24 protein-coding genes are annotated in these 26,239 nt (G+C 63.2%); 9 read left to right on the top strand and 15 right to left on the bottom strand.

Annotation, left to right across the window (positions count from 1 at the left end):
- Positions 1 to 53: 53 nt before the first annotated feature.
- From RhoBH5_RS06395 to RhoBH5_RS06375, 5 genes are all read right to left on the bottom strand, one after another.
- Positions 54 to 458 (bottom strand): carboxymuconolactone decarboxylase family protein, encoded by a 405-nt coding sequence (locus RhoBH5_RS06395; RefSeq protein ID WP_003945227.1) that lies wholly within the window; start codon positions 456 to 458, stop codon positions 54 to 56.
- A gap of 30 nt (positions 459 to 488) precedes the next feature.
- Positions 489 to 914: a limonene-1,2-epoxide hydrolase family protein gene (locus tag RhoBH5_RS06390; RefSeq protein ID WP_007726363.1), complete on the bottom strand. Its 426-nt coding sequence runs from the start codon at positions 912 to 914 to the stop codon at positions 489 to 491.
- A gap of 17 nt (positions 915 to 931) precedes the next feature.
- Entirely contained in the window at positions 932 to 2,545 is a 1,614-nt protein-coding gene (locus RhoBH5_RS06385; protein WP_270008075.1) for a serine hydrolase, read from the bottom strand.
- Between the two features lie 97 nt (positions 2,546 to 2,642).
- Positions 2,643 to 4,214 carry an MFS transporter gene (locus RhoBH5_RS06380; RefSeq protein WP_047270321.1) on the bottom strand — a complete coding sequence of 524 codons (1,572 nt, stop codon included), beginning with the start codon at positions 4,212 to 4,214 and terminating at the stop codon, positions 2,643 to 2,645.
- A 97-nt stretch (positions 4,215 to 4,311) separates the two neighbouring features.
- A complete protein-coding gene (locus RhoBH5_RS06375) occupies positions 4,312 to 4,878 on the bottom strand; it encodes a TetR/AcrR family transcriptional regulator (protein ID WP_003945239.1) in 567 nt (188 codons plus the stop codon).
- A gap of 340 nt (positions 4,879 to 5,218) precedes the next feature.
- Between RhoBH5_RS06375 and RhoBH5_RS06370 the strand changes: the two genes are divergently transcribed.
- Entirely contained in the window at positions 5,219 to 5,674 is a 456-nt protein-coding gene (locus RhoBH5_RS06370) for a nitroreductase family deazaflavin-dependent oxidoreductase (RefSeq protein ID WP_042920867.1), read from the top strand.
- 59 nt (positions 5,675 to 5,733) lie between these two features.
- On the top strand, positions 5,734 to 6,453 hold the full coding sequence (locus RhoBH5_RS06365; protein WP_080909223.1) for an NADPH-dependent F420 reductase: 720 nt from the start codon (positions 5,734 to 5,736) through the stop codon (positions 6,451 to 6,453).
- Between the two features lie 49 nt (positions 6,454 to 6,502).
- Here the strand turns inward: RhoBH5_RS06365 and RhoBH5_RS06360 are convergent, their stop codons facing one another.
- Together RhoBH5_RS06360 and glpX are read right to left on the bottom strand one after the other, a co-directional pair.
- Positions 6,503 to 7,906, bottom strand: a complete 1,404-nt coding sequence (locus RhoBH5_RS06360) for a class II fumarate hydratase (RefSeq protein ID WP_003945220.1) — start codon at positions 7,904 to 7,906, stop codon at positions 6,503 to 6,505.
- Between the two features lie 102 nt (positions 7,907 to 8,008).
- Positions 8,009 to 9,043, bottom strand: a complete 1,035-nt coding sequence (gene glpX / locus RhoBH5_RS06355; RefSeq protein ID WP_003945202.1) for a class II fructose-bisphosphatase — start codon at positions 9,041 to 9,043, stop codon at positions 8,009 to 8,011.
- Between the two features lie 180 nt (positions 9,044 to 9,223).
- Between glpX and RhoBH5_RS06350 the strand changes: the two genes are divergently transcribed.
- A complete protein-coding gene (locus tag RhoBH5_RS06350; RefSeq protein WP_003945206.1) occupies positions 9,224 to 9,793 on the top strand; it encodes a DUF4245 domain-containing protein in 570 nt (189 codons plus the stop codon).
- A gap of 21 nt (positions 9,794 to 9,814) precedes the next feature.
- Here RhoBH5_RS06350 and RhoBH5_RS06345 read toward each other — a convergent pair whose 3' ends face one another.
- The 3 genes from RhoBH5_RS06345 to RhoBH5_RS06335 are packed head-to-tail and all read right to left on the bottom strand — an operon-like array spanning position 9,815 to position 11,891.
- Positions 9,815 to 10,033 carry an exodeoxyribonuclease VII small subunit gene (locus RhoBH5_RS06345; RefSeq protein WP_003945276.1) on the bottom strand — a complete coding sequence of 73 codons (219 nt, stop codon included), beginning with the start codon at positions 10,031 to 10,033 and terminating at the stop codon, positions 9,815 to 9,817.
- Positions 10,030 to 11,295 (bottom strand): exodeoxyribonuclease VII large subunit, encoded by a 1,266-nt coding sequence (gene xseA, locus RhoBH5_RS06340; RefSeq protein ID WP_075833940.1) that lies wholly within the window; start codon positions 11,293 to 11,295, stop codon positions 10,030 to 10,032. The genes RhoBH5_RS06345 and xseA overlap by 4 nt, the downstream gene beginning before the upstream one ends.
- Complete coding sequence (locus tag RhoBH5_RS06335) at positions 11,292 to 11,891, bottom strand: lipid droplet-associated protein (RefSeq protein WP_030536251.1); 600 nt, start codon at positions 11,889 to 11,891, stop codon at positions 11,292 to 11,294. Before RhoBH5_RS06335 ends, xseA begins: the two co-directional genes overlap by 4 nt.
- Positions 11,892 to 12,044: 153 nt before the next feature.
- Between RhoBH5_RS06335 and RhoBH5_RS06330 the strand changes: the two genes are divergently transcribed.
- On the top strand, positions 12,045 to 13,058 hold the full coding sequence (locus tag RhoBH5_RS06330; RefSeq protein ID WP_003945273.1) for a 4-hydroxy-3-methylbut-2-enyl diphosphate reductase: 1,014 nt from the start codon (positions 12,045 to 12,047) through the stop codon (positions 13,056 to 13,058).
- A 69-nt stretch (positions 13,059 to 13,127) separates the two neighbouring features.
- Here RhoBH5_RS06330 and RhoBH5_RS06325 read toward each other — a convergent pair whose 3' ends face one another.
- On the bottom strand, positions 13,128 to 14,084 hold the full coding sequence (locus tag RhoBH5_RS06325; protein ID WP_042448843.1) for a DUF6542 domain-containing protein: 957 nt from the start codon (positions 14,082 to 14,084) through the stop codon (positions 13,128 to 13,130).
- 217 nt (positions 14,085 to 14,301) lie between these two features.
- Here RhoBH5_RS06325 and RhoBH5_RS06320 point away from each other — a divergent pair, with 217 nt between their 5' ends.
- Positions 14,302 to 15,477 (top strand): exonuclease SbcCD subunit D, encoded by a 1,176-nt coding sequence (locus RhoBH5_RS06320; RefSeq protein WP_270008074.1) that lies wholly within the window; start codon positions 14,302 to 14,304, stop codon positions 15,475 to 15,477.
- Entirely contained in the window at positions 15,474 to 18,452 is a 2,979-nt protein-coding gene (locus RhoBH5_RS06315) for an AAA family ATPase (protein ID WP_270008073.1), read from the top strand. Before RhoBH5_RS06320 ends, RhoBH5_RS06315 begins: the two co-directional genes overlap by 4 nt.
- Here the strand turns inward: RhoBH5_RS06315 and RhoBH5_RS06310 are convergent, their stop codons facing one another.
- The gene (locus tag RhoBH5_RS06310; RefSeq protein WP_003945249.1) at positions 18,453 to 19,646 is read right to left on the bottom strand and encodes an AI-2E family transporter; all 1,194 of its coding nucleotides are present in this window, start codon (positions 19,644 to 19,646) and stop codon (positions 18,453 to 18,455) included.
- A gap of 152 nt (positions 19,647 to 19,798) precedes the next feature.
- Between RhoBH5_RS06310 and RhoBH5_RS06305 the strand changes: the two genes are divergently transcribed.
- A complete protein-coding gene (locus RhoBH5_RS06305) occupies positions 19,799 to 20,203 on the top strand; it encodes a hypothetical protein (protein ID WP_003945253.1) in 405 nt (134 codons plus the stop codon).
- A 6-nt stretch (positions 20,204 to 20,209) separates the two neighbouring features.
- On the opposite strand, the gene RhoBH5_RS06300 is transcribed toward RhoBH5_RS06305, so the two are convergent.
- The 3 genes from RhoBH5_RS06300 to RhoBH5_RS06290 form a co-directional block, all read right to left on the bottom strand.
- Complete coding sequence (locus RhoBH5_RS06300; RefSeq protein WP_003945213.1) at positions 20,210 to 20,419, bottom strand: YbdD/YjiX family protein; 210 nt, start codon at positions 20,417 to 20,419, stop codon at positions 20,210 to 20,212.
- A gap of 2 nt (positions 20,420 to 20,421) precedes the next feature.
- Positions 20,422 to 22,704: a carbon starvation CstA family protein gene (locus RhoBH5_RS06295; protein ID WP_007726338.1), complete on the bottom strand. Its 2,283-nt coding sequence runs from the start codon at positions 22,702 to 22,704 to the stop codon at positions 20,422 to 20,424.
- Positions 22,705 to 22,816: 112 nt separating this feature from the next.
- A complete protein-coding gene (locus tag RhoBH5_RS06290; RefSeq protein ID WP_037132028.1) occupies positions 22,817 to 24,394 on the bottom strand; it encodes an FMN-binding glutamate synthase family protein in 1,578 nt (525 codons plus the stop codon).
- Between the two features lie 89 nt (positions 24,395 to 24,483).
- On the opposite strand from RhoBH5_RS06290, the gene RhoBH5_RS06285 reads away from it, so the two are divergent.
- Together RhoBH5_RS06285 and ychF are read left to right on the top strand one after the other, a co-directional pair.
- Positions 24,484 to 24,987 carry a CD225/dispanin family protein gene (locus RhoBH5_RS06285; RefSeq protein ID WP_030536246.1) on the top strand — a complete coding sequence of 168 codons (504 nt, stop codon included), beginning with the start codon at positions 24,484 to 24,486 and terminating at the stop codon, positions 24,985 to 24,987.
- A gap of 70 nt (positions 24,988 to 25,057) precedes the next feature.
- Entirely contained in the window at positions 25,058 to 26,137 is a 1,080-nt protein-coding gene (ychF, locus tag RhoBH5_RS06280) for a redox-regulated ATPase YchF (protein ID WP_058037238.1), read from the top strand.
- The last annotated feature ends 102 nt before the right edge of the window (positions 26,138 to 26,239 follow it).

Below are 26,239 nucleotides of genomic sequence, written 5' to 3'. Positions count from 1 at the left end.
TCTCCCCGTGCGGACTTCGGTCTGCACGGGGAGATGCCTGGGTTTGAAGTTGTTCAGTTTTGCAGCGGTCCCAGTTCGTTGTCGAGAACTTCCTGCACCACACGCATCGCCGCCAGTCCGGCCGGAGCGCCGCAATACGCGCTCGCGTGGATCACGGTTTCGACGATCTCGGTGCGCGTCAAGCCGTTTCGCAATGCCCCACGTACGTGGCCTTTGAGTTCGTTCTCGGCGCGCAGCGCGATCAGCATCCCCAGATTGATCAGACTGCGACTGCGGCGATCGAGTCCGGGACGCGTCCATACCGAACCCCAGACGTTGGCCGTCACGAAGTTCTGCAGTTCTTCGCTGTCCGTTCCCCGGGTGCGCTCGAAGGCGGCGTCGACGAAATCGGCCCCCATGACTTCGGTGCGCACAGCCAATCCGGCGTCGAAGGAGTCAGGCGTGGTGTTTTCGGACATGGCAGGTTCGCTCGCTTTCGGCAGGTGATTTCAGGCCGGAGCAAGCCTACTTCGTGTCCCGGTCCCGACGACTGCGCGGCCGACCGCGGTCACCACGCCCCACGCGACGTCTCGCAGACTGAAGTAGTCCCGCCAGACGCAGACCTTGCCGTCGCGCAGTTCGAAAGTTCCGCATACCCAGAACTCGATGCGCAGCGGTCCGACGGTGAGGATGTCGGTGCGTTCGGTGAGCACCGTGGACTCGTCGCCGACGATGTGGTGCATCTCCGCCTCGAATTTCAGTGAAGGCTTGGTGACCAGACGTAGCGCTCGCACGACGGTCTTCTTGCCTCGCAGGGTGGGGAGCGAGACGTTCTGCCAGACGATGTCGTCTGTCATCAATTCGGCTGCGGCGTCCACGTCGAAATCGGTGAGGGCCGCGAACATTGCGTTCACCGTGGCTGTCGAACTACTCATGGGGTGTCCTTGGCTGATTATTCGGCCGGTGTTGCCCGGATGAAGGTACCGAGATGATCGTGATCGAAGTACTCCAAGGTTAGCGAGTTTCCGTCGAAGGTGGCCTTCGAGACCGTCCCGGCCGGTGCGTTCTCGCCGCTGAGCGGGAACGTGAAGGTGTTTCCGTCCCAGTGGGTCAGAGGGTACGTCGCGGCCGCGGGACCCATGGTCAAGGTCAGCGCACCGTTCTGCTGCGTCACGAGCGCGGGACCCCAGTACGGATTGCCGTAGTCGCCGGTCAATTGGTCTGTCGGTGGCGCGGGAGCGGGGGAGGCCGGCGGCGTCTTCCCGGCAAGTTCGCCCTCAGGGTCGGCCTGTGAGGCAAAGGACGCTTCGTACAGCGGGCGCCACTCGCGGGTGATCTTCCCGAACTGCACCAGATCGGCGAATTCGGCGGTCAAGGTCTCTGCGACGCCGGTGGGCGTGCCGTTGGTCAGAACGACTATGCCGACGTCAGCGGAGGGAATCGTCACGAAATTGGTCCCGGCACCGAGCAGGAAGGCGCCGGAGTGGCTGGCGGTCACACGGCCTGCCGCGCTGTCGGAAACGTTGAACCCGTAGCCGTAGAAGCCGGAGCGTTCCCCGATTTCCTGCGCATGGCGCGAGACGATTTCCGGGTTGACTGCGGGCACGAGCGCCTCCGTCTGAACGACCTGCTGCCCCTGATACCGACCGCCCGACAGCACCATGTCCAACCACTTGGCCATGTCGTTCACCGAGGAGCTGACTCCACCGGCGGGGGATTGGGCGTCGGCGTCCCGAACCGGCCCTACCTTGTACTTTCCGTCTTCGAGGATGTGGCCGACTGTTCGATTTTCTTGGGCTTGGTAATCGGCGAACCGCGAAGACGTCGAAGTCATACCGAGCGGACCGTAGATCGTGTTCTGCGACAGCGTTTCCCAATCGGTGCCCGCCGCGGCTGCAACGGCCTCTGCACCGGCTGTGACGCCGAAGTTCGTGTACTCGTATGTGATTCGGAATGGATTGAGCGGTAGTTGGCGAAGTTTTTCGAGCACCTGGGCCCGGTTGTAGCCCAGGTCCTCCAGCCCGTCGCCGGCGTGGTCCGGTAACCCCGACCGATGCGTGTAGAGATCGGAGATCGTGAGGTGGTCGGTCACCCACGGATCGGCAAGCGCAAACCCCGGCAGTTTCGAGATCACCGGAGTGTCCCAGTCGACGGTCCCGATTCCGACTTCGTGGGCGACCACCGTGGCCCCGACCGATTTCGACACCGATGCCAGTTGGAACACGGTGTCGGCATCGACGGTGGCGCTCTTACCCGACTCGCGAACCCCGAATCCCTTTGCGTACACAGTCTTACCTCCGTGCACCACGGCCACCGCCATGCCGGGAACACCGGAACTTGCCATGAGATCGTTCGCGAGGTCGTCGAGCTTCCCGACCGCGTCGTCGATTTGCCCGTCCGGGATCGGCACCCCGGCGTCGAGACCCGGGCTGGCGTCGCTGACGACCGGCCCGGGCGCCGAGGTGGTGTCTGAATTTGACGAGCATCCGGCGAGCAGGGCGACCGTCAGTACTACCGGAACCGCCGCTGCCGACAGTCGCGAGCTGTTTCTACTGGTGATGGACACGAGATTCTCCCTAGCAGGGTTGTCGTCGGTACCACTCGGTCAATCCAGTATCGGGGAACGGCGGGCTGATATTGGGACAAATCGGGAAACCTTGTAGCTACTTCGGGGTCTTGGTTGTCAGACTGCCGAGAATGGAGCCTTCCGTGACCGGCTTCCAAGGGAGCAACAACGCGACCAGCAGAGCGGTGATCAATGCTGCTCCGACTGTGAAGTACGACGCGATGGCGAAACCTTCCAGGCATGCGGTCTTCATCGTGTAGATCAGACTGTCCTTCTGCTGCTCGAAGAGCGGACTGATGTCGCGGGAGCGGATCTCGATGACGCTGAGCACGGACTCACGAGCGAAGCCTTTCTCCTGCGCCGACATCACGGCGTCGGGAATGGCGTCGACGATCGGAGCCACCTTGGACGTGTAGTACGAGGCGACGATCGAACCGATGACGGCGACGCCCAGGGTCCCGCCGAGCTCACGCGTCGTGTCGTTGACTGCCGAACCTGCGCCCGCTTCGTCGAGGGGCACCGAGGACATGATGGAGTCGGTCGCCGGTCCCTGGACAATTGCGAGGCCCAGACCCATGAGGACCATCGAGATCACGACGGGTCCGAGGTAGGGCGTCTCGACGGTCGTCCGACCCGCCAGGAACATCCCGCCGCTGAGGACGAGGAGGCCGAACACCATCACTGCAGTCGTGCCGAGTTTCTGTGCCGCCAAGGTGGCGACTGGGGCGCCCACGGCGACAGCTGCAGCGAAAGGCAAAGAGTGGATGCCGAATTCGAGCGGCGAGTACTCCCGAACGCCCTGGAAGTACTGCGTGATCAGGAACAAGAATCCGAACATGCTGAAGTAGCTGACAGCAATAGCCAAGGCGGGGAAAGAAAACCGCCGGATTCGGAAGAGATTCATGTTCAGGATCGGCGCGTCGGTGCGCAGTTCCCATGCGACGAATGCGGCCAACAACACTGTCGCAGAGAGGTATCCCGTGATGCTGAATGTCGACACCCATCCGCGATGTGGTGCGTCGATGATGGTCCACACCAGAATGACGATGCCCAGTAGCGACAAGATTGTTCCGACGAAATCGAATCGGCCGACGTGGAGCGCCTTCGATTCCGGAACAACCAGCAGCACACCCACGATGACCAACAATGCTGCCGGAACGTTCATCCAGAACACCGAGTGCCAGGAGAAGTGCTCGAGAAGCCAGCCGCCCGCAGTCGGGCCGATGGCAATCGCGAAGCCGGCCATTGCGGTCCAGGCCGCGATGGCGATGGCTCGTTCTCTGGCGTCGGTGAAGATGTTGGTGATCATGGCCAATGTAGCCGGAAAGACCGCTGCGGCAAAGACACCCATGGCGGCTCGCGCCATGATCACCTGTTCGAGGTTGGAAGCCAAGGCGCCGACGAGCGACATCGCACCGACGCCGATCAAGCCGATGATCATCACTCGGCGGCGTCCGAAGCGGTCACCCAGGTGGCCGAAAGTGAGTAGGAACCCGGCGAAGGTCAACGTGTACGCGTCGACGATCCATTGCAGGTCGCTGACGCTGGCGAACAAGTCGACGCTCATCGTCGGCAGTGCGACGTTGACCACTGTGTTGTCCAGCACGACAAGGAGTTCGGCGAGGCAGATGAAGATCAGCGCAGTGAATCGACGGGACTTGGTCATCATGGGCGCCGAGGGCGCCGGTGCAAGTGTGTGAGACATGTTTGTACGCCATCTCTGCTCCTGCGCGGACGGCAGCAGCGGTTGGAAGAAAGAGGGTTGGTCAGCTCGGGGCCGAGACCAGAGCCTTGAGGTGAGCGCCGATGCGATCGAGAGGCGCCGTGGTGTGCTGAGCTTTTGCCATCAGCGTCGCGCCTTCGATTGACGCGATCACGACGGTTGCCCATTGTGCTGCAGTCTCGGACGGCTGTCCCTGCTGCCAGAAGAACGATGTGAGTAGCGATTCCCACGAGGTGAAGGATTCGCCCGCAGCAGTTAATGCCGCCGGCGTCGACGCGCCCTCCACTGCCGCGGCTGCGACCGGACACGAGGAGGTGAAATCGCTCTCTACCAAGCTGTTTCGAAATATCGTGACAACCGCGTCGATGATCTCCGGTGGGGAAGACTGAGCGATCATCGAACTGATGGCGGCACTGACGCCCCGGCCGAAGTAGGCAACTGCTTCGCCTGCCAGCTGTCCTTTGCCCTCGGGAAAGTAGTGGTATACCGACCCGCGGGGAGCTCCCGAGCGTTCGACGATCTCGGTGAGCGAGGTCGTCGCGATCCCGTGTTCACGGAAGGCATTGATGGCGCCGACCAGCATCAGAGTGCGGGAATCGGAGTCGGCCATCCCGCCATCGTATGCAATCGCAGTGCTGTTCGAATCATCTGGTGCCGCTGATTCTCTTGGTGCTCCCCACTTGCGACGCGCTGCGGCGATCGGACAACGCGTCTGCGGGCCGGTCATGGCAACGAGGCGTCTCGAGGTGTGTTCATCACTGCCTCCCAGTATGTCGATCGGTATAGGAACGAATCTGAGACTAGATGTAACCGACAGACACAGTCAAGTGTTGTGTGCAGGTGGTGGGTATTGATGGAGATTCTTGGTGGCAAAACTCCCCGAACAGTGGTTATATCGTGCGGTATAGAGCTGTTGCTTCGAGCACCAGCTTCGGAGGAGAGGAAACGGCATGCCGGTACCGACGTCAGTTGCACGAAAACGAAGAATCGAAGTCGCAGTCGGGAAGTATTTCGCCAATCCGCTGGTCACCGGATTGAATCGGATCGGTTTGATGCCGTCGTTGATGACCGAGATCGAGACGGTTGGACGCCGAACCGGTCTGACCCGCCGAGTGCCCGTTGCGATCACCTACGACGGTGACGAGGCGTGGGTCATTGCGCAGCATGGCACCGGCACGGGGTGGGGTGCCAATATCTCTGCGACGCCGAAGGTTCGGATCCGTCGCCGCGGCGAGTGGGTGGACGGACAGGCCCAGATCATGCCGGACGACGACGTGCCGGCGCGGGTGAAGACATTTGCGTCGGGGAAGATCAGATCGGCGCTGACGGCCTCTGCCTTTCGCGGATTGCAGACCGACCCGGTCAGTGTTCGCATCAAACTCGCACTCGATTCGTCAACCGATTGAATCAACGGGAGTTGAAATGGCCGGTGCGGAATGACCCGGTGCGTTCTCGTCGTTGACGAATGCAGCGGTGGCGCGATCGCCACTCCACACGACGAAGGAGCAGGATCATGCGCATCGGAATCATCGGAGCCGGTCAGATCGGTGGCACGCTCACACGTAGGCTCGCTGCGCTCGGTCACGACGTGCGCGTCTCGAACTCGCGGACACCGGACACGCTTGCAGAACTGGAAGCCGAGACGGGTGCGAAGGCAGTCCGCAGCACCGAGGCCGCCGAGGGTGCCGAGCTGGTCATCGTGAGCATTCCGCAGAAGAACGTGGTTGATCTACCGGCGGGGATTCTCAGCGGTGCGGTCGCAGGTGCCCCGGTCATCGAGACCAACAACTACTACCCGCAACAGCGTGACGGTCTGATCGCCGCCATCGAGGACGGACAGACCGAAAGCGGATGGGTGCAGGAACACCTGGGTGTACCGGTGTTCAAGGCGTTCAACGGAATCTGGTGGAAGCATCTCCTCGAGAAGGGGCTTCCCGAAGGTGCAGAGGGGCGCATTGCGCTACCCATCGCCGGCGACGACGACGCGAACAAGCAGGTCGTCTTCGATCTGATCAATCAGTTGGGCTTCGATCCCGTCGATGCGGGAACGATCGACGATTCCTGGCGTCAGCAGCCGGGAACTCCCGTGTACGGCAAGGATTTCGATCGCGAAGCGACGCTGAAAGCATTGGCCGAGGCGAGCCCCGATCGCACCGACGAGTGGCGGGCAACCACTACGGTGTAGGGAAAAGTGTGGCGGTTTCCGAAGTGGAAACCGCCACTCTTTTGTTTGTTCAGTCCTTGACCTTCGCCATCGCCAGAACGTCGAGACGCTTGTCGAGTTCTTCCTCGCTCAGCTTGTCCGGGACGAGTCCGCGCTCGATGACGACCTGACGGATCGTCTTCTTCTCTTTGAGCGCCTGCTTCGCGACGGCTGCGGCTTCCTCGTAACCGATTGCCGAGTTGAGGGGCGTCACGATCGACGGCGAAGATTCGGCGAGTGTCTTGAGGTGCTCCTCGTGCGCGACCAGTCCGCTGACGCACTTGTCGGCGAACAGTCGAGAGACGTTGGCCAGCAAGGTGAACGACTCCAGCAGGTTGCGGGCCATGACCGGGATGTAGACGTTGAGTTCGAAAGCTCCGGCGGCGCCACCCCACGCGATGGCGGCGTCGTTTCCGATCACCTGAGCCGCAACCTGAGTAGTTGCCTCGGGCAGGACCGGGTTCACCTTTCCGGGCATGATCGAGCTTCCCGGCTGCAGATCAGGGAGTGCGATCTCGCCGAGTCCGGTCAGCGGACCCGATCCCATCCACCGAATGTCGTTGGCAATCTTCGTCAGTGAGACGGCGATGGTCCGCAGCGCGCCCGATGCCTCGACCAGTCCGTCACGCGCGGCCTGCGCTTCGAAGCTGTTCTTCGCCGGAGTCAGCGCGTCGACACCGGTCGACTTGACTAGTTCGGCAACAACTTTGGGGCCGAATCCATCCGGAGCATTGAGACCGGTGCCGACTGCTGTTCCGCCGATCGGCAGCTCGCCGAGGCGGGGGAGTGTTGCGTTGACGCGCTCGATGCCGGCCTCGATCTGACGTGCGTAGCCGCCGAACTCCTGACCGAGCGTGACCGGCACAGCGTCCATCAGATGGGTGCGTCCGGATTTGACGACGGTCTTCCACTCGGTCGCCTTCGTGGCAAGCGCAGCATGCAGATGTTCCAGTGCCGGAACAAGATCGGTGACCGCTGCTTCGGTAGCTGCGACATGCGTGGCGGTGGGGAAGGTGTCGTTGGAGGACTGCGACATGTTGACGTGATCATTGGGATGTACGTCCACACCGGCGGCCTTCGCGATGGATGCGATGACCTCGTTGGCGTTCATGTTCGAACTGGTTCCCGAGCCGGTCTGGAAGACGTCGATGGGGAACTGATCGTCGTGCTTGCCTTCGGCGATCTCGTTCGCGGCGGCGATGATTGCGTCGGCCTTGTCCGCGTCGAGGAGTCCGAGGTCCTTGTTGACCTGCGCACACGCTGCTTTCAGCAAGCCCATTGCGCGGATCTGGGTGCGCTCGAGCGGGCGCCCGCTGATCGGGAAGTTCTCGACTGCACGCTGGGTCTGTGCTCGCCACAGTGCGTCGATGGGCACCCGAACTTCGCCCATGGTGTCGTGTTCGATTCGGAACTGTTGATCGTTGCTCTCCGTCATGGCTCCACATTGCCACTTTTCGAGAGCGGGTAGGGGACTACGTCCCCCCGTGAGCGGTTAAGGAGCGCAGGGACTCCCTAACCGCTCACGGGGCGGAGCCCATCAGAACGTCGGGGGAACCGCGCCCTCTTCGCCGTCGAAGTCGACGGAGCTGTACTCGCGCAGCTTCTCGAGACGGTGGTACGCGTCGATCATGCGAACGGTGCCGGACTTGCTACGCATCACGATGGACTGCGTGCTGGCGCCGCCGCCGTAGTAGCGGACGCCGCGCAGGAGGTCACCGTCGGTGACGCCGGTGGCGCAGAAGAAGACGTTCTCGCCCGAGACGAGATCTTCGGTGGACAGGATCCGATCGAGATCGTGACCGGCGTCGATGGCCTTCTGACGCTCTTCGTCGTCGGTGGGGGCCAGCTTGCCCTGCAACGATCCACCCATGCAGCGCATGGCTGCTGCGGCGATGATGCCCTCTGGCGTTCCGCCGATGCCCACGAGCATGTCGGTGCCGGACTCCGGACGCGCTGCGGCGATCGCGCCGGCAACGTCACCGTCGGAGATCAGACGGATACGAGCGCCGGTGTCGCGAACGTCCTGGATCAGCTGGTTGTGACGCGGGCGGTCCAGGATGCAGATCGTGATGTCGGAGACCGACGCCTTCTTGACCTTGGCCACGCGCTTGATGTTCTCGGCGATCGGTGCGCTGATGTCGATGACATCTGCAGCATCCGGTCCGACAGCGATCTTCTCCATGTAGAACACGGCCGACGGATCGAACATCGCGCCGCGCTCGGCAACAGCCAGAACGGAGATCGCGTTGGGCATGCCCTTGGACATCAAGGTGGTGCCGTCGACCGGGTCGACGGCGAAGTCACAGTCGGGGCCGTCGCCGTTTCCGACCTCTTCGCCGTTGAACAGCATCGGCGCTTCGTCCTTCTCGCCTTCACCGATGACGACGATGCCGCGCATCGAGACGGAGGAGACGAGCTGACGCATGGCGTCGACGGCTGCTCCGTCGCCGCCTTCCTTGTCGCCGCGGCCTACCCAGCGGCCGGCAGCCATAGCACCGGCTTCGGTGACTCGGACCAATTCGAGTGCGAGGTTACGGTCCGGGGTCTCACGATGAGTGCTGCTGGCCGTCATGTGCGGTGCCTCCTGGCGCGGTCGCGGTCGACGGGGTGTGTCGACGCAGTGGTTTCTTCAGGCGTCATTGTCCCAGATGGGAGCGGCTACGTGCGCTGTCGGGTCGCCGCAGAGACGTTTTGTCTCGCTCGAGGGGGACCGGGAATCGTATCTACTGCGCAGTACCTGGATACTGGGGGTGTGGCATCGAAGAAACCCCGCATTCTCGAAGACAACAAAGACATGGTCTGGTCTCTCGTACCGTTGGTGCTGTTCTGCATCATCATTGCGGGCATCGCCAGCCAGTGCACGTTCAGTCCTGGCGGCCCGACACAGGGGCCTATCCCGAGCGTCGACGTGGACGCAGCTCTGAACTACGACGCGAAGGAACTCGGATTTCCCATCCGTAATCCCGGTGTTCCGGACGGGTGGACTCCGAACTCCGGCAGTCGCAAGATCATCTCCGGCGACGGCGGCGGAGATTCGAGCACTGTGGGATTCATCACGACCAGTGGTCGCTACATCCAGCTGACACAGAGCAACGCCGAGGAATTCCCGTTGGTGTCACATGTTGCCGGTGGACAGCGATTCGCGACCGGAGTCGAGACCGTCGGTGCCGATACGTGGAACGTCTTCGGCGGCGAAGGTGTCGAGTCGATCTGGGTCACGGACGTCGGGGATGTTCGCCTGTTGCTCACGGGCGCGGCGACGCCGGAAGAGTTCCGGATTCTTGCCGAGAAGGTCGGCGCAGCGCAGCCGATCACGCCATAGGATTTGCGGTCGGAGCGGACGTTACTCGTCCGCTTCGGCCAGAGCCTTTTCGACGCGGGCCCTCGCGCCGGCCAAGTGCTCTTCACAGCGCTTGGCCAACGCTTCGCCTCGCTCCCACAGTGAGAGTGACGCGTCGAGGTCCAGACCGCCCTGTTCGAGAATCTTCACGACGCTCACCAGTTCGTCCCGGGCTGCTTCGTAGCCGAGTTCGTTGATGTCGGTGTCGGTGGCGTTGCTCATTTTTCTCTTCCCATCACTGCGGCGCGAACGGCGCCGTCTGCAAGTCGAACTCGAATCTGGGTACCGGGTGGCGCGTCCTCGACCGAGCGCAGAACCTCCGGATCGCCATCGGCGACAACACGTTGCACGACTGCGTACCCGCGGGCCAGCGTCGCGGCGGGGCCCAGCGTGGTGAGTCGGGCGCGCAGATGCTCGATCGTTCGGGACTCGGTGTCGATCAACCGAGTCACATCGCGTCGCCCGTCGGCTTGGAGCCTTTCGACCTCCTCGGCGCGACGGTCCACCGCGAGCAGCGGTGATGCCATGACCGGTCGAGTGCGCAACTGTTCGATCAGATGAGACTCACGCTTGACCCAGCTGCGCAGTGCCGCAGCGCTGCGGTCACGCAGATCCGCAACCAGGGCAGCTTCCGCAACCGCGTCGGGTACGACGCGCTTGGCCGCGTCCGTGGGTGTGGCTGCGCGCAGGTCGGCGACGTGGTCACTGAGCGGGCTGTCCGGCTCGTGTCCGATGGCACTGACGATCGGCGTCGTGCAGGCCACGATGGCGCGGCACAGCGCTTCGTCGGAAAACGGCAGGAGATCCTCGACGCTTCCGCCGCCGCGAGCGAGGATGATGACGTCGACTACCGGGTTGGCGTCGAGTTCCTTCAGCGCTTCGATGATCTGGGGAACAGCAGTCGGACCCTGAACCGCGGTGTTACGCACTGCGATGGCAACTGCTGGCCAACGACGATGGGCGACTGAGACGACATCCTTCTCGGCCGCACTGGCTCGGCCCGTGATCAGGCCGATCGTGCCGGGCAGAAACGGAAGCGGCCGTTTGAGCCGCGGATCGAACAAGCCCTCGGCGGCGAGCAAGGCGCGCAGTCTCTCGATGCGGGCAAGCAGCTCACCGATACCCACGGCGCGAATCTCGGTGACACGCAACGACACCGTTCCGCGTCCGGTGTAGAACGAGAGCTTGCCGAACATCACGACTCGCGAGCCCTCGGTCAACGGCACCGGGGAGTTGTGCAACAACTGCGGTGAGCACGTGATCGACAGCGACATGTCTGCCGACGGATCACGCAGGACGAGAAAGGCCGTTCGGGTGCCGGGTCGTGCATTGATCTGGGTGATCTGACCTTCGACCCAGATACTGCCGAGCCGATCGATCCAGCCGGCGACCTTGGCGGAAACCGTGCGGACCGGCCACGGCTGCTCAGCGCTACTGGCGCCGGACGATCGCTGCGATGAAGCGGGGGGCGTTGCGGAAGTCACTTTGCCTTGGCTGTGGTGATGCGGTTAGTGAGCATGGTCTGGAACGGTGCGCGAGCGAGCGTCGCATTCTCGTAGTCCAGGACTGCGGTCAGCTCGTCGATGCTGAGCGTCCGGATGCGCGCACGGAGCTGTGCGAGTGTGAGGTTGGGGTAGTCGAGTTCGGTGACGATCTCGGGCTCTTCGGCAGGTCCGTCCGTCGTAGCTGCCGTGGATTCGGACTCGGCGACGGGTGCGGGTTCCTCGATGGGGGCAGTCGGCTCGAGCGAGTAGAGCGCGAAGCGACCGGCGTTGGTCGGGGTGTCAGCGGTGGTCGATCCGGTGGAAGGCGTCGGGTCAGCAGGCGCATCGACGTCTTCGTCGAAGACCGCCCACTCGGGCTGTTCGTCCTCGGAAGACCAGTTGATCAGTGCAAATGCCTGATCGCCCTTGATGGCCAGCGAGGTGATCGACTGCTGCACGCGCATGCTTGTCTGCAGCATCTGGCTCACGGCGGTCATCGGCAGGGCGACGGCGGTGGTGGGCAACTTCTTTGCCTCTTCCATCGCGGTGACGGCGAGTCCCGCGGCAACGCGCGCCACGAACGGTGGTCGGATCATTCCCACAGCTTGCCGCAAAGCTCCGACAATCGGTAGCCGACTTGCCTGTGACGGCTGTACTCGTTTACTTCGGAACCTTCGATCGGAGCCCGAAACCGAGGTGTTCACGTTTGCCGGAGTGTCTCACGTTCGAGGTGCCAGTAGGCTGGTCACATGTCTTCGGCTGTTCCTCTCAATCTCGGTATCGCGCACTCGGCTGATTCGCCGTCCACCCGCAAGGGCAGCGCCAAGCGCGTGCTCCTCGCCGAGCCTCGCGGCTACTGCGCCGGCGTCGACCGCGCGGTCGAGACCGTCGAGAAGGCCCTCGAGAAGCACGGCGCACCCATCTACGTGCGTAAGGAGATCGTCCACAATCGCCACGTCGTCGAGACGCTCGAAGATCAAGGCGTGATCTTCGTCGACGAAACCGACGAGGTTCCCGAGGGATCGTTGCTCGTGTTCTCGGCGCACGGTGTGTCGCCGGCCGTCCACGACTCGGCTGCCGAGCGGAACCTGCGCACGATCGACGCGACGTGCCCCCTGGTCACGAAGGTGCACCAGGAAGCGAAGCGATTCGCCCGCGACGACTACGACATTCTGCTCATCGGCCACGAAGGCCACGAGGAGGTCGAGGGCACCGCAGGTGAGGCTCCCGATCACGTCACCATCGTCGACGGCCCGGATTCGGTCGACGCGGTCACGGTTCGTGACGAGTCGAAGGTCATCTGGCTTTCCCAGACCACGCTGAGCGTCGACGAGACGATGCAGACCGTCGCGCGCCTGCGTGAGCGCTTCCCCAATCTGCAGGACCCGCCGTCCGACGACATCTGCTACGCCACGCAGAACCGTCAGGTCGCGGTCAAGGCGATGGCTCCCGAGTGCGATCTCGTGATCGTGGTGGGTTCGCGGAACTCGTCCAACTCGGTTCGCCTGGTCGAGGTCGCGCTCGGGGCGGGCGCTGCCGCGTCGTACCTGGTCGACTACGCCCGTGAGGTCGATCTCGCGTGGCTCGAGGGTGTCCAGACAGTCGGCATCACGTCAGGCGCATCGGTACCCGAGGTGCTCGTGCGCGGCGTGATCGAACTTCTTGCCGAGCACGGATACAACGACGTTCAACCCGTCACCACTGCCAACGAGACTCTGGTGTTCGCCCTTCCCCGTGAATTGCGAGCAGCGCGCACGTCCTGAAACAAGAAAATGCGGGGCACCTTCCATCTGGAAGGTGCCCCGCATTTTTGTGCTACCGGGCGCGTCTGTTCAGGGCTCTTCGCGATCGCGGTACCGAACTCGCGGCGGCGGATACGCGGGAAGATCGACTCCGGGTGGGCGGCGGCGAGGGGGCAGCGGCGGCGATACGTCGTCACCCGAAGCGAAGAAGGGCTCCATCCGCTCCTCACGTCTGGGCGACGGAGTGGGCTCGGGCGCCCGGCGGCGACCGTACGACGGGTAGTCGTCGTCTGCCACGGGCCGACTGTCGGGCTGGGGGCGACGCGTAGGCGGTTGGTGCGTGCGATCGACCCTGGGTGGCTGAGGGCTTCTCCGAGGCGGCAGCGGACGCTCGTCCTGGATCGGCTCGCGCCTGGGGGTGCTTCGGTAGGCGGGCTGCTCGTCCACCTCGGGGGCGCGGCGACGCGGCGGCCCGGGGACGGGCGCGTCCGAGACTCTGCGTCGACGCCCGGTCTCGGGTGCGGGTTGTTCTCGCGTGGCAGCCGCAGAGGAGTCACGAGTGGTGGCCGCCGAGCGGCGGGAGCGGGTCGAGCGGGCAGGCCCGGTGGGACGCTGATTGAGCAGGAAGTACCGGAAGCCACCGATGATCAGCACGACCACGGTTGCGGCCAACATGATCGGAAAGCGGTTGACCAACGGGTACGCGATGTTGATCGCGATATCGCGCAGCGCGGTGCTGTTGTCCTTGCCGATGAGCGTGTGCCCGATCGGCACCGCAGCGAAGAGCAGCAACGGCGGCTGGGCCATCGCGGTGAAGAGTGCTTTGTTCGAAGCGGCAACCACAGCAAAGAGACAGCCCAGGAAGTAGAACGTCGAGAACACCGCGGTGAGCTCTCCGCCGCCTCCGGTGGCATCGATCAGTACGCCGACGGCGGTCACACCGGCAGCAAGCAGGATCACTCCCCACCAGGGCAGGCCGGGGACGGTCACGATGAGCGATCGCTTGTCCAGCGGTACCCCGGAGCGAGCACGTTGGGTTGCAGACACATAACGACATTAGCGGTTCTTGCGTTGTCGGCCGTGTTTGTGCGGGTCGTGGCTGGCGCATTTATCGACGCGATGGCGCGATGGTTTCGGGTTCTTCGCCAAACGAACCGGACGGATTGTGTGCAGGGTCACCGGACTCTCGTGGGTTGGGGCACACCGCCGAAGCCGTCAGCGTGGGAGATCGGCGGTGTCGGTGGGCTGCTCTACCGTCGGATTCATGAAGATTCTGCACACCTCCGATTGGCATATAGGTCGCACCTTTCACGGCGTCGATCTGCTGGCCGATCAGGCGAGTGTGCTCGGTTCCATCGCAGATTCCGTCCGCGAACACGGAGTCGACGTCGTGGTCGTGCCGGGCGACATCTACGACCGCTCGATTCCCAGTTCCGACGCGGTCACCGTGTGCAATCGAGGCTTCGAGGCAATCCGGGCTGCGGGGGCGGTCATCGTCGCGACGTCCGGCAATCACGATTCCGCGGTGCGGCTCGGAGCCGGGGCATCCTTTGCCGCTGCCGGCGGCTTGCACCTGATCACTCGCGTCGGCCAGATCGGTACTCCGGTGATGCTGAGCGATCAGTTCGGGCCCGTCGCCTTTTACGGGATTCCGTACCTCGAGCCGGAGATCACGCGCGTCGAGTTGGACGTGCCCCGGGCTCGTACTCATTCCGACATCCTCGGAGCGGCCATGTCGCGTGTTCGGCGAGATCTCGCCGAACGAACGGCTGCCGACCCCGCGACTCGATCGGTATTGCTCGCCCATGCCTTCGTCGTGGGCGGTGAGGCCTCTGAATCGGAACGCTCCATCTCGGTCGGCGGAGTGGAGACCGTCGCAGTGGGCGAGTTCGACGGCGTCGACTACGTCGCCCTCGGACACCTGCATTCTCCGCAGATGCTCTCGGAGAATGTGCGGTACTCGGGTTCACCGTTGCCGTATTCGTTCGGTGAACGCAGCCACCGTAAGGCGGCGCTGCTGATAGAACTCGACGCAGCCGGCCTGTCGTCGGTGCAGCGCCTGGATCTCCCGGTCATTCGGGGGCTGAGCCAGGTGACGGGAACTCTCGAGGAACTACTCGGTGAGTCGAAGTACACCGATTCCGAGCAGTGCTACCTCTCCGCATTGCTCACCGACCCGGTCCGTCCCGTCGATGCCATGAGGCAACTTCAGGCACGTTTCCCGTTTGCCGTTCATCTCGAATGGCAAAGGCCGGAAGGGCAATCGGATCTCAAGTACCGTGACGCGGTACGGGGTCGATCCGACATGGAGATCGCCCGCGGCTTTGTCTCGGCAGTGCGTAGTGACCCGTCCGAGCGTGAGGTCACGTTGATGGCCGAAGCGCTCAGCGCTGCCGCGCGCGCCGAGGAGTCCACGGTAGAACTGAGTGAAACCGCGTGAGGCTGCACAAACTCGAAGTCAGCTCTTTCGGGCCCTTTGCCGACACTGTCGAGGTCGACTTCGACCGATTGGGTGCAGACGGGCTGTTCCTTCTGCACGGCGACACCGGTGCAGGCAAGACCACGATCCTCGACGCGGTTGCGTTTGCCCTGTACGGGCGGGTGCCGGGTGCGCGCAACGAGGGCAAGCGATTGTTGTCCGATCACGCGCCCGCCGGTTCGGTGCCGCGCGTGGAACTCGAAGCGACCATCAGTGGTCGCAGAATCAAACTTGTTCGTAGTCCAGAGTATTCGCGTCCGAAGAAGCGCGGGACAGGTTCGATCACAGAGAATGCAAAGGCCACACTGACGTGGTTGGACGGCCGCGGCGAGAATCTTTCGCGCATCCCTGACATCGGTGACGAGATCAACCGCCTCATGGGCATGAGCGCTGATCAGTTCTTCCAGGTGGTGCTCTTGCCGCAGGGTGAGTTCGCCAAATTCCTGCGTGCCGAGAGTGACGAGCGAGGCAAACTGCTCGAGCGTCTGTTCGACACCAAGCGTTTTGTCTCCGTCGAGGCATGGTTCGACGCCAAGCGAAAGGCAAGTGCGACCGCGCTCGCGGCAAGGGAGCAATCCGTGCGGCTGCTGCTCGCGAAGGTCGAGACAGCTGCGGGACTCGAGGTAGGCGCCGAGGCACACCCACTGGAATGGTCGCGCAAACTCCTCGCCGAGGCTCAGGACACCCGCGATACAAGTCTTGCGGAGCTAGTGACCGCGAAAGATGCAGCAGCCGAGGCTAATCGGGTGCTCACCGTTGCGCAGCGAACCGCAGATCTGGTCGCTCGCCGTAATCGTGCGACCGCTGAACTCGCAGCATTCAATACGGGCGCCGCCCAAAGAGCTGTGATCGGCGCTGAACTCGAGACCGCCAAGCGCGCACTGCCGGTGGCCGCTGTCGCCGGCGATGTGGACGCTGCCGGCTTGCACCTCGCTGCCGCACTCGAATCGATGACCGCAGCGATGTCGACCTACTCCGCAACGGGCGGTCCGGAGATTTTCGTGCCGGAGGTGTGGCCACCCACCGACGACGAGCGTCAACGCGTCGTAGCTCGGATCCGGACCTGGCGTGACGAGATCGTTCGCCTGGACGCAATGGCGGAGGATGCCCGCAGAGCCGATGCGGCAGAAGCCGAGATCGAGAAACTCGGAGTTCGGCGAGACGCTCTGTCCGAGCGCATCGATGCCATCGCGGTTGAACGCACTCAACTGCCAGAAATGGTGCGCTCGGCCGGCCAACGACTGGAGGATGCGCAACGCGCGCACGCGGCTCTGCCCGGCCTCGAAGCTGCACTGGCCAAAGCATCGGATGCTGCGGCAGCGGCTCATGAATTCGTCTCTCTGCGTGCGCAAGCCGAGAAGATTCGTGTGCAGGTGTTGGATGCGCGCGACGCCCATCAGAGTGCTCGCGGGCGCTGGCTCGACCTCGTGCAGAAGCGTATCGAGGGCATGGCTGCGGAGTTGGCGAGTTCACTCGCGCCCGGTGACCCATGCCAGGTGTGTGGTTCGCGTGAACACCCTGCGCCGGCGCAGTCTGATGTCGTCACGGTCACCGAGCCCGATCTGGAAGCCGCGTCCGCAGCCGAGCGTGCGGCCGAGAAAGCCCTGAGCAAGGTAGTCGACCACCAGGTAGCCGTCGACCGTGACATCGACCGGGTGATCGCCCGCGGCGGGGACGGCGACGTCGCAGAACTCGACAGGCTCCGCGCCGCGGCTCGGAACGCCGTTGACGAGGCGACCCACTCTGCCGGTCAGGTTGGAGGGTTGGCCGACAAGCTCGGGCATCTCAACGAGCGTGACGGCGAGCTGCAACAGGAATCCGCTTCTCTGACGGCCGAATTGGCGGCACTGACCGAGCGTACGACGACTCTGTCGGCCACGGTCGAGCAGATTCGAGCGGCGATCGTCGCTGCGGTGGGAGAAGATTCGACCATCGCTGCTCAGCGCTCGCGGTTCGAAAGGCTTGCCTCCGCTGCCTCGGCGGCGTCTGAGATGCGTGACGACGCCGTTCGTGCGCAGGCGCGATCGGCGGAACTGTCGACCAAACTGGCCGCTGCGGCGGCCGCTGCTGGATTCGATTCGGTCGAGGCTGCGATCGAAGGGGTGAGATCGCCGGCCCGAATCGCAGCGATCGAAACGGAACTCGCCAAAGCACGCGACCTCGAGGTGGCCGCTCGGACGGTCCTCGACGACCCCGAGGTCGTTGCGGTGAGCGAAGTCGAGACAGTCGACGTCGACGGTCCTCGCGAGCGTGCTCTTCAGTGCGCCGAGGTGGTGAACTCGGCTGTTGCAGCTGCTTCCCTGGCCGAGAACCGTGTGTCGGATCTCGAACGGTTCAGCGGACAACTCGAGAAGGCATACGAAGCGGTTGCACCTGAGCGTGAACTGCACGACGAACTCGCGGCGCTTGCCGACGTGATCGCCGGCAAAGGTCAGAACAGTCGCAAGATGTCGCTGCGAGCGTATGTGCTCGCGTCGCGGTTGGAAGAGATCGCCGTGTCGGCATCGGTTCGGCTGCAGCGGATGTCCGGGGGCAGATACGAGTTCGTGCACAGTGACGAGGCAGGTTCTCGGGGTCGCCGCGGCGGTCTGGGGCTCGACATCCGGGACGACTTCACGGGTGTCGTTCGCTCGGCGAAGACGCTCTCGGGCGGTGAATCATTCTTGGCGTCATTGTCTTTGGCCCTCGGACTTGCCGATGTGGTTGCGGCGGAGTCCGGCGGAATCGTTCTCGACACGATGTTCATCGACGAAGGATTCGGCACTCTCGACGCCGACACCCTCGACTCGGTGATGGCTGTGTTGGACGAGCTTCGCGACGGTGGACGAGTGGTGGGCATCGTCAGTCACGTGGACGAGATGAGGCAGCGAATCCCGAGTCGCCTGCACGTCATTCGCGGACGTGCAGGCTCCTCGGTGAAGGTGATCGCGGGCTGATCAGGCCTTTTTGTTCTCTACCTCTGACTCGGCGTCGTCGTCTTGATCCTCGAGGATGTCCGACGCATCGCCGGCGGGCATCGGCTCGTTGTCGCTTGCGCGTTCGTCGATCTGCTCGCCGATGTACCGGATGACAACTGCTGCCACAGCGGCGACGGGCACTGCGAGGAACGCGCCGACGATGCCGTACAGCGAGCTACCGGCGGCCACGGCAAGCAGCACGATGACGGCGTGGAGTTTCATCGACTTGCTCTGCAGCACAGGCTGAAGGACGTTTCCTTCGATCTGCTGAACGGCCAGGATGATGATCAACACGATGATGGCGGTGGTGAGACCGTTGGCCACCAGCGCAACCAACACGGCCAGGGCGCCGGCGACAAAGGCACCGACGATCGGGATGAAGCCACCGATGAACGTGAGAATTGCCAGCACCGGTGCCAGCGGGACCCCGAGTATCAGCAGTCCGGCGCCGATGAAGACCGCGTCGATCAGACTCACCAGTGCTTGTGTCCTGATGAATCCGCCGAGCGTGTCCCACATGCGGGTGAGGACCTCTTCGAGATGCCGACCGGCACGGCCGCCGCCGACAGCGTGGAGCCAGGGGATGAACCTCGGTCCGTCCTTGATGAAGAAGAAAGCGAGAATCAGGACCAAACCGAGCGTGACCAACAACGAGCTCGCTGTGCTCACGCCGCTGAAAACGCCTGAAGCGATGGCGGTTCCACTTTCCTGCACCTTGGTGATGACGGCATGGACGGCGTTGTCGATCTGGTCGTCCTTCAGGTTCAGCGGCGGACCCTGGAGCCAGTCCTGAACCTGGTTGATGCCCTCGGTGGTCTTGTTCGCGAGCTCGGGGGCCTGGCTGACCACTGACGGAACGATGCCGGCGATCACACCGGCCAGGATTCCGATCGAGAGCACCAGGGTGATGCCGGCTGCCGCGGCCGGTGGCATCCCGCGCTTGATCATGCCGCGGGTCGGCGGCCACATGACTGTCGCAACAACGATAGCCAGAGCCACCGGCAGGATGATGACCCAGAGCTTTTCGATCAGCCAGCCGAAAATCCAGGCGCCCAGCGAAATCGACGCCAACACCAACGACCATTTTGCGAGCCACATACCCCCTTGCCCGATGATCTCGCCGCGGTCGCGCTTGCGCACCCCTGCGGACGTCCCCTTGTCTTGCTCGCTCACTGATCGTCCTTTCCGTCGGCGCAGGGATCTCCTCGCCGATGTGCGAATCCGGTGATCTAGCTGAGCTGATCGTAACGACTGCATGCGATAACTCGTGTGTTGCGCTGCAATACTGTGTTTTGAAGCATGCTGATCGGACTAACATTTCCGTCATGAGAATCGCAGCAGCAGTCGGGGCAGCAGCAATCGTCGTTCTCGGGCTCACCGCGTGTAGCACCGAGGATCAGGACAACGCGCAGAACAAGATCAGCGAGGCAGTCACGAGCGGGCAACAGGCGCTCGAGACGGCGAAACAGTCAGCGGGCAACGCCATCGATCAGGGCAAGACGGCGCTGTTCGTCGCCACGTTCCGTGGGGCTTACGCACCGTTGGCGGAGAACCGCGACGACGCAGACATCGAGGAGATCTTGACGACCACGTGTACCGAGGTCGCCAACGGCACGGACGAGGCGGAGGTCAAGACCAAGATCACCGACCTGGCCGAGAACAACGGCAACAAGCCCACCGACGAGCAGGCCGGCCACATTTACGAACTCGCGAAGGCCACCTGCCCCTGACCGGATTCAGCAGCAGCGGGCGCCTGGGTTGGCGTCGGCTGCTGCGTGACGGCGGCGCCAGAACTCTCGTTCGCTGATTACCGGTGAGTCGGCGTGGTGGCGTCGGGTGTGCTCGACGTAGCGCTGATAGTCGAGATCACCCATCACCGAGCGAACCCACCACAGCGTTCCGCGGAACGCTGTGGTGAGTTTTGCCGTCATGGTCGCCGTCGTCATGGTCAGTGCCCACCTCCGTGTGCGGCGCCGGGCGCCCGGACTTTCCCGGCTTTGATCAGCTCGTCCCATTCTTTCTGGATTTCCTTCTCCGCTGGCGTCGGAATGAAGCTGGCGGGTCCGAAGATTTTCGACGGTTCTTCCGGGGACTCGGTGGTCGGCAGCCCGCCTGCTCGGATTGCCTTGGCACATACGATGATCCCGGCGATGACCACGACGATCACCAGTGACGCGAAGATGATCGACAACGTGCCCTGGATGAAGGTGTTGCGAATGACGGCATCGATGGCCTCCGGAGTCTTCGCGGAACCGTGCGCCGTCTCGCCGGCAGCCTTCGCGTCCTTGAACACGTTGTGCTGAGCCCAGTACCCGATCGCGGGGTTGTCGGAGAAGATCTTCTGGTACGACGCGGTCATGGTTACGACCAGGTCCCACACCAGCGGCACGCCGGGAATCCAGGCCCATTTGAACAGGCCCTTCTTCATGACGATCGTCATGACCACCGTCAGCGCGATCGCGGCGAGTAGCTGGTTGGCGATGCCGAAGAGCGGGAAGAGTGTGTTGATTCCGCCCAGCGGATCGGTGACACCCATGAGCAGAATCGCGCCCCAGGCAGCGACGACGATCAGCGAGCACAGCCACGCGCCGATGCGCCACGACGGGTCCTTGAACTTCTTTGCCGGACCGCCGAAGTTGCCGAGCGAGTCGGAGAGCATGAATCGAGCGACGCGGGTGCCGGCATCGATCGTGGTGAGGATGAAGAGCGCCTCGAACATGATCGCGAAGTGGTACCAGAACGATTTCAGCGAGTCGCCGCCGAAGACGTCGCTGAGCACTTCGGACATTCCGAACGCGAGCGTCGGGGCGCCGCCGGTTCGCGAGATGATCGATTCTTCGCCGACGGCCTCGGCTGCCTGAGTCAGCACGTCCGGTGTGATGGGGGCAGTGCCGAGGGGCAGATTGTTGACGTATTCGGCTGCGGTTTCCGGTGTTCCACCGGTCAGTGCCGCGGGAGCGTTGAGTGCGAAGTACAGGTGCTGATCGAGGATGCAGGCGGTGACCAGAGCCATGATCGCGACAAACGATTCGGTCAGCATGCCGCCGTACCCGATCATCTTGGTCTGGCTTTCCTTCTCGAGCAGCTTTGGCGTCGTACCGGACGCGATCAGTGCGTGGAAGCCCGAGAGTGCGCCACAGGCAATTGTGATGAACAGGAACGGGAACAGTGAACCGGCAAAGGCCGGGCCTTCGCCGTTGGAGGCGAATGGCGTCACTGCCGGCATGTTCAGAGCGGGTCGTGCGACCAGAATTCCGATGGCCAGCAGCGCGATGGTGCCGACCTTCATGAACGTCGACAGGTAGTCGCGCGGTGCCAGGAGCAGCCAGACTGGCAGCACCGATGCGGCGAATCCGTACGCGATCATCAGCCACGCGATGGTGACCTTCGAGAGTGTGAACCAGTCTGCGCCCCAACCGGTATCGGCAACCCATCCGCCGGAGACGATGGCAAGGAGAAGCAGGACGACGCCGATCAGGGAGACCTCGGAAACCTTGCCCGGCCGCAGATACCGCAGGTACACGCCCATGAACAGCGCGATGGGGATGGTCATCGCGATCGAGAACACTCCCCACGGGGACTCGGCGAGCGCATTGACGACCACAAGTCCGAGCACCGCGATGAGGATGATCATGATGACGAACACGCCGATCAGTGCGGCGACGCCGCCGACAAGGCCGAGTTCTTCGCGGGCCATCTGACCGAGGCTGCGCCCGCGGCGCTTCGACGAGATCCACAGGACCATGAAGTCCTGCACCGCCCCGGCGAACACGACGCCGACGATGATCCAGATCGTTCCCGGAAGATATCCCATCTGCGCGGCCAACACGGGTCCGACCAGGGGGCCGGCACCGGCAATTGCCGCGAAGTGGTGACCGAACAGCACCCGACGGTCGGTCGGCATGTAGTCGGCGCCGTTCTCCATGATCTCGGCGGGAGTGGCGACGTCGTCGCGAGGCTTGACGATCTTGCGTTCGATCAACCGCGCATAGAAGCGGTAGGCGATCAGATAGGTACAGATTGCGGCCAACACGAACCACACAGCGCTGATGTGTTCACCGCGGACGATCGCAATCATGTACCAGGCGCCCGCGCCGACCAGTCCGAGAACAAGGAAGACGACGCGCGCAGTCGTGGAGATGGGTGTTTTGTCGATGACGCCGACAGGTGGCAGGTCAGGATCGGTTTTCAGGTACTCGACATTTGGTTCCGGCGCAGTCGTCAAGCTCATCGTCGAACTCCGTCCACTAGTGCACGTGTGGCCGCCGTCACAGCGGGCCATCTGTCACTGTAGGACCAGAAGGGTGAATCCGCGCGATCTGAAACGCGGGAGTCGACCGACGTCAGAATCGGTGAGCGTCGGCGTCGATCCAATCGGTGAGCCAGCTCTGCGGCGGGGAGTCGAGCAGTTCGCCCGGCATCAGCCAGTCGAACAGGTCGGCATAGGTGCGAGTGGTGAGACCGTCGACGCGGCGGTTGAGCATTCCCGGTTGCAGTTGGTCGAAGGAATCGATGCCCATCGACGCGATCATCTGTTGCGCGCTGGCGACGGTTGCCTTCTGGAATCGGTAGACGCGCTCGCTCTTGTCGGGGATGTCGAGTGCGCGGGTGCGTGCCGGATCCTGAGTGGCAACGCCGACCGGGCAGCGGTTGGTGTGGCACATCTGGGCCTGAATACAGCCCACTGCGAACATCATTGCGCGGGCCGCCATCGTGAAGTCTGCGCCCTGGATGATGCGTTTGACGATGTCGGAACCGCTCGCCACCTTTCCGGAAGCGCCGACTTTCACGAGAGGGCGCAAACCAGTTCCCACCAGAGCGTTGTGCACCAGCATCAGGCCCTCGGTCAACGGCATGCCCATGTGGTCCTCGAACTCCACCGGACCTGCGCCGGTGCCGCCTTCGGAACCGTCCACGATGATGAAGTCGGGCGTGATGCCGCGTTCGATCATCGCCTTGCAGATTCCGAGGAATTCACGACGCGAGCCGACACACAGTTTCATCCCGACCGGCTTGCCTCCCGACAGTTTTCGCAGGGTCGCGATGAAATCGACCAGTTCGACCGGGGTGCTGAACGCGGTGTGCGCGGGTGGCGAAATCACAGTCTGGCCGACGGGTACCCCGCGGGTTTCGGCGATTTCGGGGGAGACCTTGACTCCGGGAAGCACGCCACCCAACCCGGGTTTCGCACCTTGCGAGAGCTTGATCGAAATGGCCTTCACCTGGTCGGAGCCTGCGCGCTCGGCAAAACGGTCAGGATCGAATCGGCCGTCCTCGGTCCGGCATCCGAAGTATCCCGAGGCGATTTCCCAGATCAGATCGCCGCCGTGTTTGCGGTGATACGGACTGATCGCGCCTTCACCGGTGTCGTGAGCGAAACCGCCTTTGGCGGCGCCGGCGTTGAGGGCCTCGATTGCGTTGGCGGACAACGACCCAAAGCTCATCGCGGAGACGTTCAGGAGAGCGATGTCGTACGGCTTCGTGCAATCGCGTCCGCCGAGGCGAACTCGCGGAACGGTGTCGGGGGCGGTCCGTGCGCGAATCGAATGCGTCATGAACTCGTAGCCGATCGCATTGACGTCGCGCTCGGTCCCGAAGGGCTCTTCCGCCAGTGTTCCCTTTGCCCGCTCGTAAACCAGATCTCGCGTTTCGCGATCGAATGGCATTCCATCGGTGGATGATTCGACGAAGTACTGCTGGATCTCCGGTCGAATCTTCTCGAGGAGGAATCGCGCGTGCCCCAGGACCGGATAGTTACGGAGGATGCTGTGGGACTTCTGAGTGAGGTCGTAGGTGCCCATGGCCGCCAGCGCGAGTGTGACGACAGCGATCACCCACCATCCGGGCGAGGCGACAATTGCGAGCGCGGCGGTGCCGAGACCCACTATCCATATCAAGAGCACGATCAGCATCCGAGTCACCTCGAGAGCGTAGGCGCTCACTGTGACACGGCAGCGGCAAGTCTCCACTAGGTTCTGCGATAGAGAACCGAATCCGACTCTTTGGGGGAATGATGACCGAACCGCAATATCCGACCGACCCGCAGGATCCGAAGGAGCAACAGTATCCGGCAGGCCAGCAGTATTCAGCCGGTCAGCAGTATTCAGCAGGCCAGGAATATCCGACGGGCCAGCAGTACCCAACCGACCCGCAGTACTCAGCCGGACAGCAGTATCCGACCGGTCAGCAGTACAGCGCAGCCCAGCAGTACAGCGCTGCTCCCACGTACGCGGCGCCTCAGTACGGTCCGCCGAAGTCCAACGCGGGATGGGCCGTCGCGTCGATCATCTTCTTCTGGCCTATCGCGTTCGCCGCGTTCAACCATCTCCACGACATCTACCCGAAGTGGGCGATGGGCGATCACCAGGGCGCGCAGTACGCGTCCGAGCGGGTGAAGAAGCTCGGGCAGATTTCGCTCCTGATAGCCGTCATCTGCTGGGTGCTGTTCATCGCGTTCTACGTGATCTTCCTGGTTGCGATCGTGTCGTCCGTCGATTCGTATACCTACAACTGATCACCTGCCGCGACGTGACGGTGGGGCGAGTACCCGTCACGTCGCCGCGAGGCCGTAGAATCCACAGACCGTGAGCCTTACCCTCGGAATCGTCGGACTGCCCAACGTCGGCAAGTCCACCCTTTTCAATGCACTGACCAACAACGACGTGTTGGCAGCGAACTACCCGTTCGCGACCATCGAACCCAACGTCGGTCTGGTCGAGCTGCCCGATCCGCGGCTGCAGAAGCTCGCCGAGATCTTCGGCTCCGAGCGCATCCTCCCCGCGACCGTGTCGTTCGTCGACATCGCCGGCATCGTCAAGGGAGCGTCCGAGGGCGCAGGCCTGGGTAACAAGTTCCTGGCCAACATCCGTGAAGCGGACGCCATCTGCCAGGTAGTTCGCGTCTTCGCCGACGACGACGTCATCCACGTCGACGGCAAGGTCGACCCGGCCTCGGACATCGAGGTCATCGAGACCGAGCTCGTGATCGCCGACATGCAGACCTTGGAGAAGGCTCTCCCGCGTCTGGACAAGGAAGCTCGCAAGAACAAGGAGCTCAAGCCGGCCCACGACGAGGCACTCAAGGCTCAGGCATTCCTCAACGAGGGCACGACGCTCTTCAGCGTCAAGGACAAGCTCGACTTCTCGCTGCTGCGTGAACTGAGCCTGCTCACCACCAAGCCCTTCCTGTACGTCTTCAACGCCGACGAGTCGGTGCTCACCGACGAGGCGAAGATCGCGGACCTGCGCGCTTCCGTCGCTCCGGCCGACGCCGTGTTCCTCGACGCGAAGGTCGAGCAGGAACTCCTCGAGCTGGACGAGGAAGACCGCCAGGAAATGCTCGACTCGATCGGTCAGACCGAGCCGGGCCTGCACGCTCTCGCGCGCACCGGCTTCCACACCCTCGGACTGCAGACCTACCTGACGGCTGGTCCGAAGGAAGCTCGCGCCTGGACGATCCACAAGGGTGACACCGCGCCCCAGGCTGCCGGCGTCATTCACACCGACTTCGAGCGCGGCTTCATCAAGGCTGAAATCGTGTCCTTCGACGACCTCGTCGAGGCCGGTTCCATGGCCGCGGCCAAGGCTGCCGGCAAGGTCCGCATGGAGGGCAAGGAATACGTCATGGCCGACGGCGATGTGGTGGAGTTCCGCTTCAACGTGTAATAGTGCAGGTCAGCACTGGTTTCTTATCCTAAAGTACGCAGCCGGTACGCAGGAGAATTCGCCTGCGAGCGCAGGCTTGGAGAGGAAGACGATGGTTCGATG

The organism is Rhodococcus sp. BH5 (assembly GCF_027583855.1).
Lineage (GTDB): Bacteria > Actinomycetota > Actinomycetes > Mycobacteriales > Mycobacteriaceae > Rhodococcus_F > Rhodococcus_F qingshengii.
The sequence above is the reverse complement of the archived record's forward strand: the minus strand, read 5'-3'. Positions and strand labels throughout refer to the sequence as shown.